Genomic DNA, 16,478 nt, shown 5'->3' on the forward strand with positions numbered 1-16,478 from the left:
CGAAAACCCCCTTCAATTATTACATATTGAAACCTTAAATATGCTTTTTTACTTCTATTTATTACTTTATCCAAGGCAGGTATTGAAAAATAAGAATATAAATCATCTTTTTGTTTATACTATCCTATTCAAATCCATTAAATCGCATCCCCGTATTAGGAGGTGACTATTTCTTTTATATATCTTGATTGAATAACCGATTATCGAGTAGTATTTACTCATGCCTTTATAGCATTCTTTTGGATAGTATAGCGGACAAACTCTAAAAACAGAGCACTATGATTACAATTGCTAAATTTTTGGTATTGCTAATGGCATCACTGATTATGATACGGGCATGACATCATCCTAGCCGGACTCATCGTGGCCAAATGCCTTTAAGGTTGATAAAACAAAAGCTATTTCGCTATATTTGTGTCGATTTCAATGGGATGAAAAAGGCTTTCTTTCGGTTTTTGGCAAAAGTGAACAAGGCGGTTCTACCCTCCTACACCAAAAGGCAATTAAATCTTTCGAGCGCGTCCACATTTCAGATGGCTATTATCGGCTGGCGTTATTATGTGACTACGAACGCATTAGGTTAGCCGCTTTCCGACACTATTTTAATAGTGAATCAAAGTCCGTATCTCGTACGCTCGAAGTTTCTCCTCACCATTTAAAAAATCGAGTACCATCAAAAAATTACACTGAACGATTTCGCCCCCCAAACGTTCGACCAGCTCACAGGTAGCTTTAGCCGTGCCACCGGTGGCCAGCACATCATCGTGAATCAACACTTTATCTCCTTTTTGAATGGCATCCTTATGTATTTCCAAAGTGTCGGTGCCATATTCAAGGTCATAGATGACACTGATCTTTTCAGCAGGTAGCTTATCGGGTTTGCGAACGGGGACAAAACCGGCGTTTAGATTCAAAGCTAAAAGTGGACCGAAAAAGAAACCACGGCTTTCCATGCCAACAACTTTGTCTATTTTTTGATTCCCTACCAAATCAAGCAGTGCATCCATCGCTAGCTTCATGGCGGCGGGGTCTTTTAGTAGCGGTGTGATGTCTTTGAAGATGATGCCTTTGGATGGAAAATCGGGGATATCGCGGATGAAGGATTTTAGGTTCATTTAAACGGCTCGGTTATTTTGCGGTAAATTTAAAAAGAAATATATTTGCACCCGCCTGAAATAAAATACAATATTGGTCCTGTGGCGCAACTGGATAGCGCATCTGACTACGAATCAGAAGGTTACAAGTTCGAATCTTGTCAGGATCACGACACTCGGTAAACCACGCCCCTTTTTGGGCGTGGTTCTTTGTTTTGTGGAAATGCTAAGCGATAGCTTAAAGCATTGGAACAAAACGGAGAACCACGGCGATAGCCCGTGGTTTACCATTTGCAGCTTTGATGCCCCCAAGAACACCGAAGGTAATCTTGTCAGGATCACGACACTCGGTAAACCACGCCCCTTTTTGGGCGTGGTTCTTTGTTTTGTGGAAATGCTAAGCGACAGCTTAAAGCATTGGAACAAAACGGAGAACCACGGCGATAGCCCGTGGTTTACCATTTGCAGCTTTGATGCCCCCAAGAACACCGAAGGTAATCTTGTCAGGATCACGGCCTGGAAAGCCCCTTAAACAGGGGTTTTTTTAATGTTAGCCCTCATCTGAAAATCGGTAAAATAATAAAAACGTTAGCATATTATGATACTATTACCGAACGGCTGCAATTGCAGCAAACCAACCCTTAAACCTACAAACTGGAAAACCTCCAAAGCATCAACCAAAAAACCTTGGTACGTTCAATACTATTTTAGGGATCCATTATTTAAGGATAGATACCCCAACGGGAAATATATGGTCGTCAAGGGTATGAACCGCATAAAGGACTTGGAAGAAAGAAGAAAGCCGGTGCAATCGATTATCGATGTGAATTGCAAATGTTGCGCGTGGAAGGATACAAACCTATTACGGGAAAATACAATCCGCCGTCCGCGCCAATAGTTTACGAGATCGAACCGGATACACCACTTTACAACGCCATTGATTCGGCGTACGATAAAATTGAACTTGCGCCCAAGACGTTAACGGAAATCAAGTCCGCTAAAAAGTATTTCCTTTTGTCCGCAATCCAACTTAGGTATGATTTTTTCAAGATTTCAGAAATAAAGCGCAAGCACGTCCGCGCCATTCTCGAAAACCAATCCAATCAAAACCGGTATACAACCCGGTCGCAAGTATTCCAAAGAAAAAGACAATCAAGAAAATCCGGGAATCCCTGAGCGTGGAGGAGGTCGCCAAGGTAAAGGAAACGCTAAGGCAAAAGAAATACGATTATTATCGCTTTATAGAAATCTTCTTTCATTCGGGATGCCGTACCATGGAATTGCTGGGAGTACAAAAAAAAGGTTTAAACCTAAAGGCGCGGGTTTTCAAGATTACGGTATTAAAGGGCGACGTTTATTCGGAAGAAATGAGGGCTTTAAGTAACAACGCGCTAATCTTTTGGATCGAGATTATGGAAATGGCCAAAGCGAAAACCGACTACTTATTTTCTTCAAGGCTCGTACCCGGCGCAGAGCGGATGGATAGAGATCAGATTTCGAGGCTTTGGAAACGCCATATTAAGGACAAACTAGGTATTACGGCGGATTTCTATTCTTTGAAACATCTGCACACGACAATGATAATTAACGAACACGGAAAGGAACTTGCGGCGAATATCAACGGCCACAAATCAAGTAAGATGAACGACGAACATTACGACCTACTGGCAAAAAAGCGGCTTTTAAAAGTGGCGAAAAATTCGGATGTGGGGTTTTAAAGGCTACGTATAATCTATCCCTATCATTTTGTAATATTTATTTCTAATTGGAGGTGTTCACCACCATTACCCACTGTTCCCGCCATTACTACAATATTTTTTGGTTCTACATCTCCACCAAAAAAAGTTCTTGGGTAAGAATGGTGAGAGAGCGTCCATCATTTGGATCAGGTCAATATGATACTCTTCCATCATCAATCGATCCACCTCGATCATCTGGGGGGTGTCGATCTTTGGAAAATCGGTGGGCTGTCTTTGATATATGCATTCACTGCGCAGGGATTTTTCTGGTTTTTATTGTTTTGACTTTATAAAGTTGGTGTTCTGTATATAATTTTACCAGGGCGGCTACGGACCAGGCCTGCTGAATACATCCGCGCCCAGCCTTGGGATTTTCCCCATCAAAAATTTCGGAGATACAATGAATGCCCTCGGATTCGTAGAAATGTTTTTCCAAAGGCTTCAATGCCTTTACGACCTGCAACTTGGCCTTTTCGGAAAAATCGTTGACCCTTAAATAGGCCTGCCAATACTCCATCAACAAAAAGGGCCAGACCGTACCCATGTGATAGGCAACGTCCCTTTCCCATTGGTTTCCACCATAGTGCCCTATAAAGAGGGGATTTTCCTTTTCTAATGTTCGCAGACCATAGTCTGTCAATAGCTTATCGCCGACAAGTTTAACGATTTTCTTTTCTTGGGTTTTGCTTAGCACGGAGAAGGGAAGGCTGACCGCATAGATCTGATTGGGACGGAAACTCGCATCGGCATCTCCATTTGAAGTCAGCACATCGTATAAATAGCCATGCTTGTTAAGGAACTTTTTTTCAAAATTTTGTTGGAATTTTTCTTTAGCTTCCTTTATCCGTTGATGAAGTTTAATGTCGCATCCCCCGCAGAAATGGTCATAAATGCACATGGCGTTGTACCATAAGGCATTTATTTCAACCGGACATCCCTCTCTCGGTGTAACCACATAATCGCCGACTTTGGCATCCATCCATGTAAGCTGCCAACTTTCCTGACCTCCGCAGATAAAACCCGCTTCGGTCAAATGAATGTTGAAGCGCGTACCGTTGACATGGAACAGGAGTACGCTTTCCAAAGCTTTTAGGTTATCCTCTACAAACGTCATATCCCCAAATTTTTGATGGTATTCGTACATGGCCACGAACAACCACAAAGTGGCATCGATGGTATTGTATTCCACGTCCTGGCCCTCATAATCGGGAAAACGGTTCGGCAGCATACCCTCGTCGAGATATTTAAGAAAAGTGGATAGGATAGACTTTGATGTTTCCTGATTCCCCGTAGCGATGGTCAGGCCCCTCATGGCGATCATGGTATCCCTTCCCCAATCGGTAAACCAATGGTAGCCGGCAATAATGGTTTTGGATTCAGTGGAGGCCCTATGGGCCAGAAATTGGTTTCCCGACACCAATAGGTCATTGTAAAACGTATGTTTTATATTCTTATCCTCTAATGAATTGACCCGATTTACCTTTTTCTTTTGAAGACCGGACAGACTTTTGCCTACCATATTCCCGTCTGTGGTCATCAACAATGATATACTTTGATTCTTTTTTAGGGAAGTGGTAACGTACCCGATACGATAATAATCCTCTACAGAATCTTGGCCCCTATATTGTTCCTTGGGCAGTTCAATATTCTTATACCACGCCCTATGCTCGGTAAATTTTCCCTTCGACCAATTCAGGAACAAAGGTGTACTGTAGGGATAGGCATATACTTTGATATCGGACTTGCCGGATTCGTAATAAAAATCGAAGTCGTTTTCTCGAAAATTGGAATGGTAGTCCTTGTTGGCCAAAAGAGGGTGTAATTCGATATCGAATTCCAAACCTCCAATGTTTTTATAAACGACCACCGTAGTGTTGCTTTGGGGCACCATAAAAATCTGCTTTTGAAGCTTCCAATTTTTGCCCTCATAGATCCAAGTGGAAATCGGTTTTCGTTCAAAGGATTTTAAATAGTGATGGCCTTGGGGATAAATGGTACCGGGATATTGGTTTACCGATATATCATGGGTAGCCTTTTCTTCAATAATCCGTTCCTCAACTTTCGATACCAGTACCCTTCTGTCGGTCGGAGGATTCAATGAAGCGACCAACAATCCGTGGTATTTTCGGGTATTCGCCCCAATGATAGAAGAGGAAGCATAGCCGCCTATCCCGTTGGTTTCGAGCCATTCTTTGTTGAATAACGTGTCTATATTCTCTTTTGCCAGATTCATATCTTCTAAAATTTAAGCACTATAGTTTTCCCTGTTCATCTCTGGATAGGAAAGCAGGCCAGACTTACATCCAGCATGATTCATCTATCATTTGAGCCACACAGCCAATCCAACCCGTTTGATGGCTAGCCCATACCCCGCGGCCATTATCGCTATGAAAATATTCATAGAACAGGATAAGGCCTTTAAAATGCGGATCCCGATACCAATCTGGTACAATCCATTTTTTTCTCGATAATTTCTAAACCATTTCAGGCCGCGGGTAAAGCCTTTTAGCTTACTAAGTTTGGCCTTTTCCAAGACCAGTACGGCGTTCAGCGTCATTAGGCCTACCAGTGATCGTACCTTAATCGGCACATAATTATCATTGGGAAGCACCAAAATATCGTAAAAGAAGCCTTCTTCCTCGTCCCAACTGTCTTGCCAATCATCTCCCATTCGATTTGGCGAGGAGGCGATGTACACGAAATGCTTGAAGAATTTGGTACACATATCCTCATAGGTCGGGTCTTCCATGGAAATTTCGAGCGCAATCTGAAGCATGTTCAAGGAGTACATGGCCATCCATGCGGTACCATCGGCCTGTTCCAAATCGATATTTATATAAAGTCTTAATACTTCTCAAACCTGTACAAAACAAATCAAAATTCCCTCTATTTACCTAATCCTTAACAATTAAGTCGCCGAACCTATGTCCATATATTTGACATACCCTGTACATTTATTTTACACTTCTCAAATGTATATAAACTCCAAATAATCCTAATCGTCTAATTAAAAGATATTTATGTTTTTGGCATAGATATAGGTGTAGAATTTTTATCTCATCTTAATCTTTGACCGCCATTTCCGTAAAAAAGGTATGGAGTGGATCGAAACGATATAATCGTCAAAAAACCATAGAACATGCTAAAAAACAACCTGAAAATCGCTTGGCGCAACATAAAACGCCACATTGGCTACAGCCTTCTGAATATCGGTGGTATGGCCATCGGGCTAGCGGCTTTTTGGCTGATCGCTTTGTATGTCGCCGATGAACTCAGCTATGAGCGATCCTTTTCCAATGCGGAGCGTATTTACAGAATCGCCCAACATGCGAATTGGGAGGACGGAAATTTTGACATGGCCGTAACATCCCCCCCGTACGCATCGACTTTGAAAAGGGACTTTCCGGAAGTGGAAGATGCCGTACGGATCGGTATCGAGGCTGGTGATGTCATGCACTACGAGAATAATACCATAAAGCAAGATGACATCTGTTTTGCGGAAAATTCCTTCTTCAGACTATTCGACCATCCCTTTTTGTACGGCGACGCAAATACCGCCTTGGTCGAGCCGGGATCTATTGTCATTACCGAGAGCCTTGCTCTTAAATTGTTTGCCGACCCTTCTCGAGCCATTAACGAGACCATAGGTTTCGGCAGCGGAAAATATCCGGTCAAGGTAACCGGCGTTATCCCCGATATGCCACCAAATTCACATCTACAGTTCAGTGGCATCCGTTCTTTTAAAAAGGATGATCTTAAAAGTGAAAATTGGGACGATATATTCCTATATACCTACATCCTATTAAAAAAGGGAACCGCTATCAAATCCCTGGAAAACAAGCTTCTCCCACTCGAAAAAGATATTGCCCAACAGATGGGTGTTACTGATTTTCAAATGGAACTACAGCCGCTGACCGACATTCATCTAAATTCCGATTTGGACTATGAACTGAGCAGCAACGGGAGCTTAAGTCGAGTCTATATGTTTATTGTAATCGGCCTGCTCGTCTTGTTGATCGCAGTAATCAATTACATGAATCTTTCTACGGCCCGATCAACCATGCGGGTAAAGGAAATCGGGATTCGGAAAGTGGTAGGCTCCGGAAAAACCCACCTGATAGGACTGTTTATTTCCGAAGCCTTGTTGGTCACCTTTATCGCTGCGGTAGTCGCCTATATTCTGGTGCAATTGACCCTCCCGTTTTTTAACGAACTCGCCGAAAAAGAGTTGGGCCTTTGGCGTTTTGGTATCGTAAACACCATCGGGGCAATTCTGGTTTTTACGGCGTTGACAGGAGTTCTCAGCGGAAGTTATCCCGCCTTGTTTCTGTCCCGGTTCAAGATGATTCCATCCCTCAAAGGGCAACTGGGGAATATGCGCTCAAGCGTTGTCTTACGTAAATCGTTGGTGGTGGTACAGTTTGTTATCACGGTCTGCCTGATCAGCGGCTCCTATATTATATACCGGCAAATGCAGTATGTTTCCCAAAAAGACCTGGGCTTCGATAAAGAGCAGATACTGATATCCCATATCGATAATATGAAATTACGCAGCGAGATCGAGGCATTTAAAGAGGCACTCTTGAAAAGTCCGTTTGTCGAAAGTGCGGCAACGGCCGGTAATCCTATGGGTACGGGTTACATCGGTAAAGTTGGTTTCAATTTTGAGGTGAACGGTCAAGTACAGGAAACGCCCCAAGTGGCGAATTTTCTTTATATGGATGAGGATTTCCTACCGACCAACGGTATGGAATTGATACAGGGAAGGAATTTTTCAAAGGATATGCCAACGGACAAGGATGGTGCCGTGATCATTAACCAAACCCAGATGGAAGCGCTCGGCTATTCGGATGCCATCGGAAAAAAAGTGCAATATAAAACAGGAAACGACAGCACAGTGTACCGCCAGGTTATCGGTGTGGCTAAGGATTTCCACTCCACTTCGCTACTGCATAAAATCGAGCCCATGGTGATGCTAATGCCCCCCGAAGATGGGGAACGGGACAATCTATACGTAAAAATCGCAAAAAGCCAAGCCGCGGCCGGTATCGCCTTTGTAAAAAACACCTTCGACAAATTCGACCCCGACAACCAAGCGGACGTCCATTTTCTGGATGACAATTTCAACCGGCAATACCTTGCTGTACAAAAGCAGGAAAAATTGTCGTTGATCTTTACCATTCTAGCGTTTCTCATTTCCTGTTTTGGTCTGTTGGGTTTAGTACTATTTATAGCCGCACAGCGCAAAAAGGAAATCGGTGTGCGAAAAGTACTGGGGGCATCTATAAGCTCGGTGACCGTTATGTTGAGCAAGGATTTCGGTAAACTGGTCGCCATCGCGGCCCTGATCGCTTTCCCTATTGGGTGGTTCATTATGGATCGATGGTTACAGGATTTTGCCTACCGCATAGAACTGAAGTGGTGGATGTTTTTGCTGTCCGGCGGAATCGCCGTTGCCATTGCTTTGCTTACCGTAAGTTTTCAGGCCATAAATGCGGCGATGGCCAATCCCGTAAAAAGTTTGCGGACGGAATAATCTATGCAAAAACAAGAACCCTGTTTAAAAACAACCTAAAAATCGATTGGCGGAACATCCGAAAGAACATCAGAAGTCGAAATCACTGTAAACGAACCGCTTACATCAAAGGTTTCCGGTTTGGGGAATATCCGATACCGCGGCAATCCGAAAAAATTGGATAGCAAAGTTTCTGGTTCAGGTAATGTATCCAAAGAATAAAAGGCATCCATCAAGCATCCATGGAAAGAAAAATCGAGCTCACTCCCCTATTTCATCCGACGAGCGACCACCTGCGACCAACGACATAGCCCTTGGCTATCCTAGTTTTCGAAAAAATATCCATAGTATTTGCATACCTTTCAAAAAAAAATAGAGTCGAAATGAAAAAAATTAGCATTCTTATCTGTTGCAGTATGGTAACCTTCCTCACCGCCCAAGATGACTTTAGCGATGTGCAGATTACCTCCGAAAAACTTACCGACAACATCTATACGCTATTCGGTGCGGGAGGAAATATAGGTCTTGCGATCGGTGATGATGCCGCTTACCTCATCGACGACCAGTTTGGTCCACTGACCGAAAAAATCGCAACCCATGTGAAAACAATCACCGATAAACCCATCAAATTTGTACTCAATACGCATTTTCACGGAGATCATACCGGTGGAAACGAAAATTTAGGCAATGCGGGAGCCATGATCTTTGCCCATGACAATGTGCGCAATAGAATGGAAACCGGTGACGAGCCCAGTCCTACGAAGGCACTTCCGGTCGTAACTTTTAACGATAAAATGACCCTGTATTTAGGCAATGGCAAAAGTCTGCATGCTATGTCTGTCAACCCCGCACATACCGATGGGGATACCTATTATTATTTTCCGGAGGATAATGTAATTCACATGGGCGACAATTTTTTCAGCGGTCGTTACCCTTATATCGATATCGATTCGGGCGGCGATATCGACGGCCTGATATCGAACGTAACTATGGCCCTGGGTATCGTCGATGACACGACCCAAATAATTCCCGGTCACGGAAAGATGTCCTCAAAAGCGGATTTAGAGGATTATAAAAACGTTTTGATTACGCTACGCGAGCGTGTCAAGAAAGCAAGGGATGAAGGAAATTCGTTGGAAAAGACCCAAAAAATGGGCCTATCGAAAGAATGGGACGCTACCCACGGACAAGGTTTTATCAACGCGGACAAAATCGTGGAATTTATTTATACGTCGGCGGATTAAGAGATTGTTTGAATGTTCAACTACTGCAGTTTCACAGTGAACTCATTTAAACTTTTACTTTTACCTACGCATATCACCTTGGAGGCTTTATTTCTGCATTTTTGAAAACCGTAGCCCTGCGATGCCATTAAAAAATGACTTCATCTGACCTCAAAAGCCAATATTCTTGGTTCCAAGCAAAACCTCTCAATGAGTTGATTAATAGATTTAGAACGCCGGATGAACAATTCTTTTTATTTATTATTTAACGGAATCCTTTAAAAACCCTAAATCGAGCCTATTGGTTTGCTTCCCTTTTTTAATGGCAATATAACTGTTAACGGTGTTTAATTCAGAAATTAAGGATAGTTTGGTTTCAACAAATACCTGATATCCCTCAATATCCTCTAGAATCACCTTGAGTATGAAATCATAATTTCCTGCCACCTGGTAGCACTCCAAAACCTCGGGGAAATCACTGACCTTTTTAAGAAATTTTTCCAAGTAGCTGCGGGTATGGCCTTTTAGGGTAATTCCTATAAAAACGGTTTGCTTTAAGCCCAATTTTCGTTCGTTCAAGACGGCCATATAATTTTTTATATACCCTTCCCTCTCCAATTTTTTAATTCTTTCGAATATGGGGGTTTGGGAAAGGTTCAACCGCTCACCAATTTGCTTCGCGGTCATTTTAGAATTCTCTTGCAGCAACTCTAAAATCCTAATGTCCGTAGTATCCAATTCATTCTTCATACAGTTAAATTATTTGCCGGATAACTAATCGCTACCAAAAAATAGATTATAAAAACAGATATCATCTATTTATTAGCGAATATAACCAAAATTTAATCTATCAATAGTGAAAACATATATAAGGTCGGGTTTATACAGTAATTTTATAGGAATGGATACGGAAACAGTCTTTAAGTCATACGTCAAAAAGAAGGATTATGCCGGTGGCATTACCAGGGAAGAGGTACTTGCCGATAGGGATATCAGCAAGATATGGAAACTATCTTCCAATGAAAATGCACTGGGCCCTTCCCCTCTGGCACAACAGGCTATTATTAATAGCCTTCAAGATATACATGAATACAAGTTTAGGGATGACCATTTATTGAAGAACGCTATTTGTGAAACCTACCCTCATCTGACTCCGGAAAATATCGTAACGGCGAATAGTGGTATTGAAACCTTAGAACTGATCACCCGAGCCTTTTTAAGTCCCGGGTTAGAATGTATTATCAGTCATCCTACCTTTGTGGCCTATGAAAGTATGATTGAAAACGAGGGAAGTAAAGTTGTAAATGTTCCCTTAAATTCAGATGATTATACCCTGAACGTCGATGCGATATTAAAGGCCGTTACCAAAAATACCAGGCTTGTTTTTATTACAAATCCCAACAATCCAACTGGGACTTATACCGGTAAGAAGGATATCGATTTTTTAATAGATAATTTACCGGAAGATGTTATCGTGGTTTATGATGAAGTGTATTTTCACTTTGTCGATGCCCCTGATTATCCAAGAGCTTACGATTATATTAAAGAGAAGAAAAATGTAATCGGCATTCATAGTTTTTCAAAAGCATACGGCTTGGCAGGGATACGATTGGGCTATGGAATTTCTACGCCGCAGATTATTTCATATATCGAAAATATAAAGAGACCCTTTATAATCAACACCCTTTCGATGGTCGCGGGGATTGCTGCCTTAAAGGACAAGGAGCACTTAAAACAAACGGTTGATCTGATCCGAACGGAAAAAAAATGGCTGTATACTGAATTCGATGCATTGGATATAACCTATTGGCCCAGCCAGACCAATTTTATTTTTATAGCGCCAAACATAAAGGACTTTACTACTCAAATGCTGTCAGAAGGAATAATGGTTAGACCTTGTGATAAATTCGGAGCCCCAAATGGCATTCGGATTACCATCGGTACCCACGAAGCCAATCGAGCCTTAATAGCGACCATTCATAAAACGTATTCCTATGCCTAGATATCATACCTTGGGAGAAATACCCCATAAAAGACATACCATATTCAAGAACGATTCCGGTGATTTTTATTACGAGGAATTATTCGGAACCATTGGTTTTGAAGGGATGTCATCACTGCTATACCATACGCATCGCCCGACACAAGTCAAAGAAATATTGAAATCGTATAGAGTAGCGCCTAAAATAGCGGTGGAGAAGAATATGAAAGCCATGAGCTTAAAAGGCTTTGACATCGCCGCGACGGACGATTATTTGGAAAGCAGGAAAATTATACTGGCCAACAGCGATTGTTATATTGCCTTAGCAGCGCCCAAAAAATCGTTGCGGGATTATTTTTATAAGAATACGGATTCGGATGAAGTCCTGTTTGTGCATAGGGGGACCGGCAAACTGAGAACGTTTTTGGGAAATATCGATTTTAAATATGGTGATTATCTCGTTATTCCCAGAGGGATAATTTATCAACTGGATTTTGATACCGAAGATAATCGACTGTTTATTGTAGAATCCAAGCATCCTATTTATACGCCAAAACGCTATCGCAACTGGTTCGGGCAGCATTTGGAGCATTCCCCATTTTGTGAACGGGATATGCATCCGCCCAGTGAATTGGAAACTTTTACGGATAAGGGGGATTTCCTTTTAAAAGTAAAAAAACAGGATATGATACATGAATATATCTATGCAGGCCATCCCTTTAGCGTGGTCGGTTGGGACGGATATAATTATCCCTATTCACTTTCCATCCATGATTTTGAGCCGATAACGGGTAGAATCCACCAACCGCCCCCGGTACATCAAACCTTTGAAACCAGCGCCTTTGTCATATGTTCATTTGTTCCTAGATTGTATGATTATCATCCGCAATCGATACCTGCGCCGTACAATCATAGCAATATCGATTCTGACGAGGTCTTGTATTACGTGGATGGGGATTTTATGAGCAGAAACAACATCGAAATCGGTCAGATTACCTTGCATCCGGCAGGTATTCCCCATGGGCCGCACCCCGGGGCAATGGAACGCAGTATCGGACAAACGGAAACCCAGGAGTTGGCGGTGATGGTGGATACCTTTAAGCCGTTGATGGTTACGGAGGAAGCAATTACTATTGATACCGGGGATTATCACACCTCATGGTTAGATGAAAACCATTGACCTTCAACTAAGAGAACGTAATCAATATTGATACTGGGGAGTATCACCCCTCTTGTTTCGATGAAAGCATTGACACTTAAATAACACAAGTTATGGCAGGCATAAAGCATTTAAAAGATTTACAGAATACCGAGTACGGATTACACAAAATATTTGAGGAAGCTGAAGATTTTCTTCCCTTGAACGGAACGGATTATATAGAATTGTATGTTGGCAACGCAAAACAGACCGCTCATTTCTACAAAACGGCATTAGGCTTTCAATCGGAAGCCTATTCAGGTTTGGAAACAGGAATAAAAGACCGGGTCTCCTATGTTTTAAGACAGGATAATATACGCTTGGTATTGACCACTCCCCTTCAAAAAGACGGACCTATCAATGCCCATATCAATATACATGGTGATGGGGTAAAAATAGTGGCGCTTGGGGTCGATGATGCGACAAAAGCATTCGAAGAAACTACGAAGAGAGGTGCCAAACCCTTCATGCAGCCCACTAAGACAGCCGATGAAAACGGGTACGTGATTCGTTCCGGTATTTACACCTATGGCAAAACCGTCCATATTTTTGTAGAACGTAACAATTACAACGGTATTTTCTTGCCCGGATATAGAAAATGGGAATCCCACTACAACCCAGCCCCGGTAGGATTAAAATTTGTTGACCATATCGTGGGCAATGTTGGGTGGAACGAAATGAGACAATGGTGTAAATTTTATGGTAAAGTGATGGGTTTTGCCCAAATTGTTTCCTTCACCGATGATGATATATCTACCGATTATACGGCTTTGATGAGTAAAGTAATGAGTAATGGCAATGGCAGGGTCAAATTCCCTATCAACGAACCTGCCGAAGGGAAAAAGAAGTCTCAAATAGAAGAATATTTGGACTTTAATAATGGCCCCGGAGTTCAGCATATTGCGGTTGCCACAGATGATATTGTAGCCACCGTTTCTGCGATGCGGGATAGAGGCGTAGAGTTTTTATATGTTCCTGAGGAGTACTATGACGATTTATTGGAACGTGTAGGCGAAATCGATGAAGATGTAGAGGTATTAAAAAAGCATGGGATTTTAATCGATAGGGATGAAGAAGGATATCTATTACAAATTTTCACAAAGACCATAGTCGATAGGCCCACTATGTTTTTTGAAGTCATTCAACGCAAGGGTGCGCAGTCATTTGGAGTAGGAAATTTCAAAGCGCTATTTGAGGCGATAGAACGGGAACAAGCCAGTCGAGGTACTTTGTAAACACGGACTTTTTCTAATTAAAAGTTAATCCTGAAATAAAAATCAGGCTATTTTGAAAAGTAATAACATGGCCAGAAAAATTACTTCATGGGTAGACATTCCTAAAGATTCGGATTTCAGCATATACAATCTTCCCTTTGGAATTTTCTCGGTTGGAAACGGCAACAAAAAAATTGGCATCGCTATTGGTGACCAAATCGTTGATGTATCTGCTATTGCGGAACTAGGGCATTTCGAGGATTTAAAAGTAGATAAGAAAACTTTTGTTACCACTTATCTGAACGATTTTATTAATCTTGGCAAACCGGTCAACACTGCGGTCAGATTAAAGGTACAGGACTTATTGTCCGATAAAAATTCCTCGTTACTTGATCAAACACAAGTTTTGGTGCCCCAATCCGAAGCCCACATGCATCTTCCCGTTCGTATAGGGGATTATACCGATTTTTACTCTAGTATCGAGCATGCCACTAACGTGGGAAAAATGTTCAGGGACCCTGAAAATGCGCTATTACCTAACTGGAAGCACCTACCTGTTGGCTATCATGGAAGGGCTTCCTCAATCGTGGTCAGCGGTCAAAATATTTACAGGCCAAAAGGTCAGGTGTTGTTGCCCGATACTAAAGCCCCGGTTTTTCAAGCTTCTTCGAAAGTGGATTTTGAATTAGAAATGGGCTTTATTATTGGCAAGAATTCCCGAATGGGAGAATCCATTACAACCTCGGATGCAGAGGATTACATTTTTGGGAAAGTGCTATTTAACGATTGGTCGGCTAGGGATATCCAAAAATGGGAGTATGTTCCCTTGGGGCCATTTTTAGGAAAAAATTTTGCGTCCTCAATTTCTCCTTGGATAGTTACTTTAGAAGCTTTGGAGCCTTTTAAAGTCCAAGGTCCCGAACAAGAACCCGAAGTATTACCGTATCTTACCTATAGCGGTCAAAAAAATTACGATATTCATTTAGAAGTGGGCATTAAGCCAAAGAATGGTGAAGAAAACATCGTGAGTAGATCCAATTTCAAATATATGTACTGGAATATGGCGCAACAATTAGCCCATCATACCTGCAACGGATGTAACATGAAGGTTGGCGATGTGCTAGCATCAGGAACTATCAGTGGAAAAGAGGCGAATTCTTACGGGTCTATGTTGGAATTGGCATGGGGCGGACAAAAACCCATTATCTTATCCAATGGTGAAGAAAGAAAATTTATTGAAGATTTTGATACGGTAATCCTAAGAGGGTATTGTAAAAAAGACAACATCAGAGTCGGATTTGGTGAAGTAAGGGCACAGGTATTGCCCGCTTTAAATTAAACTACTTTTACCTAAAAATCGGGAGGCCGGCCAAGCGGTATCCGCAAATCCTTCGAAACTCTTTTTGCGTATTGCACAATGCGTAAAGCGCAGGGCAAAAGGCGTAAAGCGTATAGCGTATAGCGGACTTCAAAACAGTAGTAAAGCGGGGATTTTCCCAAAAAATAGCACATAAAAAGTATGAACGAAATCACTTCAATAGATGTCAGTGAAATTGGTACATCAGAAATCTATCAACTGCTAACAACGGCCATTGCGCCAAGACCCATAGCTTTCGCGAGTACAATAGACAAAGAAGGGGTCGTAAATTTAAGTCCCTTTAGTTTTTTTAATGTCTTCAGTGCCAATCCTCCTATTTTGATTTTTTCCCCGGTCCGAAGAGTTAGGGACAATACTATAAAGCATACCCTTGAGAATATTCGGGAAGTAAAAGAAGTTGTTATCAATACCGTCAACTATCCCATGGTCGAGCAAATGTCATTGGCAAGTACCGAATATGACAAAGGCGTCAATGAATTCAGTAAATCGGGATTGACCCCGATTGACTCCATTAAAGTGAGGCCGCCCCGTGTTAAGGAATCTCCGGTTTCCTTTGAATGCGTAGTAGATAATATTGTCGAACTAGGAAATGAAGGAGGTGCTGGCAATCTACTTATTTCAAGAGTAGTATATATTCATATCGATAATAAATACTTGGACGGGAATAAGGGATTAGAAACGAAAAAACTGGATCACGTGGCCAGAATGGGAGCGAATTGGTATACCCGGGTTACGGAACAGTCCCTATTTGAAATACCCAAACCCATTCGGAACAAGGGCATTGGGGTGGATCAATTACCAAAACATATTTTTAAAACGGATATATTTTCCGGAAACGATATAGGCAGGTTGGGCAATGCAGAAAAAAAGCCTTCCGAAGAAGACCTAGATGAATTCCAAAAAAAATCCAGTATTGCTCAAATTCTAAAGATACGCGGCAAGGATGAAAAAATCGCGCAATTGCACAAGACTGCTAAAGGGTATCTCCAAAAAGGTAATTTAGATTTTGCGCTTAAAACACTTTTCTCCGACGGATTATAACCGTTATCAGAGATACTGATACTCTGTTTCTTAGTGTGGGTAAATTAGGGCTCGTTAAAGAACAGCGCTTAATTTACAGGTTCATGCCAAGGGGA

14 protein-coding genes and 1 tRNA gene are annotated in these 16,478 nt (G+C 41.9%); 11 read left to right on the plus strand and 4 right to left on the minus strand.

The genetic code is table 11. The features are described from left to right. Window positions 1–602 precede the first annotated feature (602 nt). Window positions 603–1,115 (minus strand): adenine phosphoribosyltransferase, encoded by a 513-nt coding sequence (locus tag BLT07_RS11560; protein WP_091868811.1) that lies wholly within the window; start codon window positions 1,113–1,115, stop codon window positions 603–605. A 75-nt stretch (window positions 1,116–1,190) separates the two neighbouring features. Between BLT07_RS11560 and BLT07_RS11565 the strand changes: the two genes are divergently transcribed. From BLT07_RS11565 to BLT07_RS11580, 4 genes are all read left to right on the plus strand, one after another. Continuing rightward, a tRNA-Arg gene (locus tag BLT07_RS11565) sits at window positions 1,191–1,264 on the plus strand. A 26-nt stretch (window positions 1,265–1,290) separates the two neighbouring features. Next, window positions 1,291–1,626: a hypothetical protein gene (locus BLT07_RS11570; RefSeq protein WP_091868812.1), complete on the plus strand. Its 336-nt coding sequence runs from the start codon at window positions 1,291–1,293 to the stop codon at window positions 1,624–1,626. A gap of 311 nt (window positions 1,627–1,937) precedes the next feature. Further along, on the plus strand, window positions 1,938–2,270 hold the full coding sequence (locus BLT07_RS11575; RefSeq protein ID WP_139205138.1) for a hypothetical protein: 333 nt from the start codon (window positions 1,938–1,940) through the stop codon (window positions 2,268–2,270). Between the two features lie 2 nt (window positions 2,271–2,272). Continuing rightward, entirely contained in the window at window positions 2,273–2,812 is a 540-nt protein-coding gene (locus BLT07_RS11580; protein WP_175455320.1) for a tyrosine-type recombinase/integrase, read from the plus strand. 268 nt (window positions 2,813–3,080) lie between these two features. On the opposite strand, the gene BLT07_RS11585 is transcribed toward BLT07_RS11580, so the two are convergent. Further along, window positions 3,081–5,066, minus strand: coding sequence for an amylo-alpha-1,6-glucosidase (locus tag BLT07_RS11585; protein WP_091868817.1), 1,986 nt, complete (start codon window positions 5,064–5,066; stop codon window positions 3,081–3,083). An 87-nt stretch (window positions 5,067–5,153) separates the two neighbouring features. Next, on the minus strand, window positions 5,154–5,657 hold the full coding sequence (locus BLT07_RS11590) for a hypothetical protein (protein WP_175455321.1): 504 nt from the start codon (window positions 5,655–5,657) through the stop codon (window positions 5,154–5,156). A gap of 315 nt (window positions 5,658–5,972) precedes the next feature. Here BLT07_RS11590 and BLT07_RS11595 point away from each other — a divergent pair, with 315 nt between their 5' ends. Next, window positions 5,973–8,369: an ABC transporter permease gene (locus tag BLT07_RS11595; RefSeq protein ID WP_091868819.1), complete on the plus strand. Its 2,397-nt coding sequence runs from the start codon at window positions 5,973–5,975 to the stop codon at window positions 8,367–8,369. 362 nt (window positions 8,370–8,731) lie between these two features. Then, window positions 8,732–9,592 (plus strand): MBL fold metallo-hydrolase, encoded by an 861-nt coding sequence (locus BLT07_RS11600; RefSeq protein ID WP_091868821.1) that lies wholly within the window; start codon window positions 8,732–8,734, stop codon window positions 9,590–9,592. A 240-nt stretch (window positions 9,593–9,832) separates the two neighbouring features. Here the strand turns inward: BLT07_RS11600 and BLT07_RS11605 are convergent, their stop codons facing one another. Next, the gene (locus tag BLT07_RS11605; protein ID WP_091868823.1) at window positions 9,833–10,321 is read right to left on the minus strand and encodes an Lrp/AsnC family transcriptional regulator; all 489 of its coding nucleotides are present in this window, start codon (window positions 10,319–10,321) and stop codon (window positions 9,833–9,835) included. Window positions 10,322–10,472: 151 nt separating this feature from the next. Here BLT07_RS11605 and hisC point away from each other — a divergent pair, with 151 nt between their 5' ends. The 5 genes from hisC to BLT07_RS11630 all read left to right on the plus strand — a co-directional run bounded on the left by hisC (window position 10,473) and on the right by BLT07_RS11630 (window position 16,383). Beyond that, on the plus strand, window positions 10,473–11,573 hold the full coding sequence (gene hisC / locus BLT07_RS11610; RefSeq protein WP_091868824.1) for a histidinol-phosphate transaminase: 1,101 nt from the start codon (window positions 10,473–10,475) through the stop codon (window positions 11,571–11,573). Continuing rightward, window positions 11,566–12,732, plus strand: coding sequence for a homogentisate 1,2-dioxygenase (locus BLT07_RS11615; protein ID WP_091868826.1), 1,167 nt, complete (start codon window positions 11,566–11,568; stop codon window positions 12,730–12,732). The genes hisC and BLT07_RS11615 overlap by 8 nt, the downstream gene beginning before the upstream one ends. 92 nt (window positions 12,733–12,824) lie before the next feature. Further along, a complete protein-coding gene (gene hppD / locus BLT07_RS11620; RefSeq protein ID WP_091868828.1) occupies window positions 12,825–13,985 on the plus strand; it encodes a 4-hydroxyphenylpyruvate dioxygenase in 1,161 nt (386 codons plus the stop codon). A gap of 79 nt (window positions 13,986–14,064) precedes the next feature. Continuing rightward, window positions 14,065–15,303, plus strand: a complete 1,239-nt coding sequence (gene fahA, locus BLT07_RS11625; RefSeq protein ID WP_217633318.1) for a fumarylacetoacetase — start codon at window positions 14,065–14,067, stop codon at window positions 15,301–15,303. 180 nt (window positions 15,304–15,483) lie between these two features. Continuing rightward, on the plus strand, window positions 15,484–16,383 hold the full coding sequence (locus tag BLT07_RS11630) for a flavin reductase family protein (protein ID WP_091868832.1): 900 nt from the start codon (window positions 15,484–15,486) through the stop codon (window positions 16,381–16,383). The last annotated feature ends 95 nt before the right edge of the window (window positions 16,384–16,478 follow it).

Source organism: Pricia antarctica, assembly GCF_900101815.1.
GTDB lineage: Bacteria > Bacteroidota > Bacteroidia > Flavobacteriales > Flavobacteriaceae > Pricia > Pricia antarctica.

Bases quoted from the DNA above. Each gene is read 5' to 3' on its own strand.
- BLT07_RS11605 (WP_091868823.1), bottom strand. From the start codon at position 10,321: ATGAAGAATGAATTGGATACTACGGACATTAGGATTTTAGAGTTGCTG.
- BLT07_RS11595 (WP_091868819.1), top strand. From the start codon at position 5,973: ATGCTAAAAAACAACCTGAAAATCGCTTGGCGCAACATAAAACGCCAC.
- hisC (WP_091868824.1), top strand. From the start codon at position 10,473: ATGGATACGGAAACAGTCTTTAAGTCATACGTCAAAAAGAAGGATTAT.
- BLT07_RS11600 (WP_091868821.1), top strand. From the start codon at position 8,732: ATGAAAAAAATTAGCATTCTTATCTGTTGCAGTATGGTAACCTTCCTC.
- BLT07_RS11585 (WP_091868817.1), bottom strand. From the start codon at position 5,066: ATGAATCTGGCAAAAGAGAATATAGACACGTTATTCAACAAAGAATGG.
- hppD (WP_091868828.1), top strand. From the start codon at position 12,825: ATGGCAGGCATAAAGCATTTAAAAGATTTACAGAATACCGAGTACGGA.
- BLT07_RS11560 (WP_091868811.1), bottom strand. From the start codon at position 1,115: ATGAACCTAAAATCCTTCATCCGCGATATCCCCGATTTTCCATCCAAA.
- BLT07_RS11630 (WP_091868832.1), top strand. From the start codon at position 15,484: ATGAACGAAATCACTTCAATAGATGTCAGTGAAATTGGTACATCAGAA.
- BLT07_RS11615 (WP_091868826.1), top strand. From the start codon at position 11,566: ATGCCTAGATATCATACCTTGGGAGAAATACCCCATAAAAGACATACC.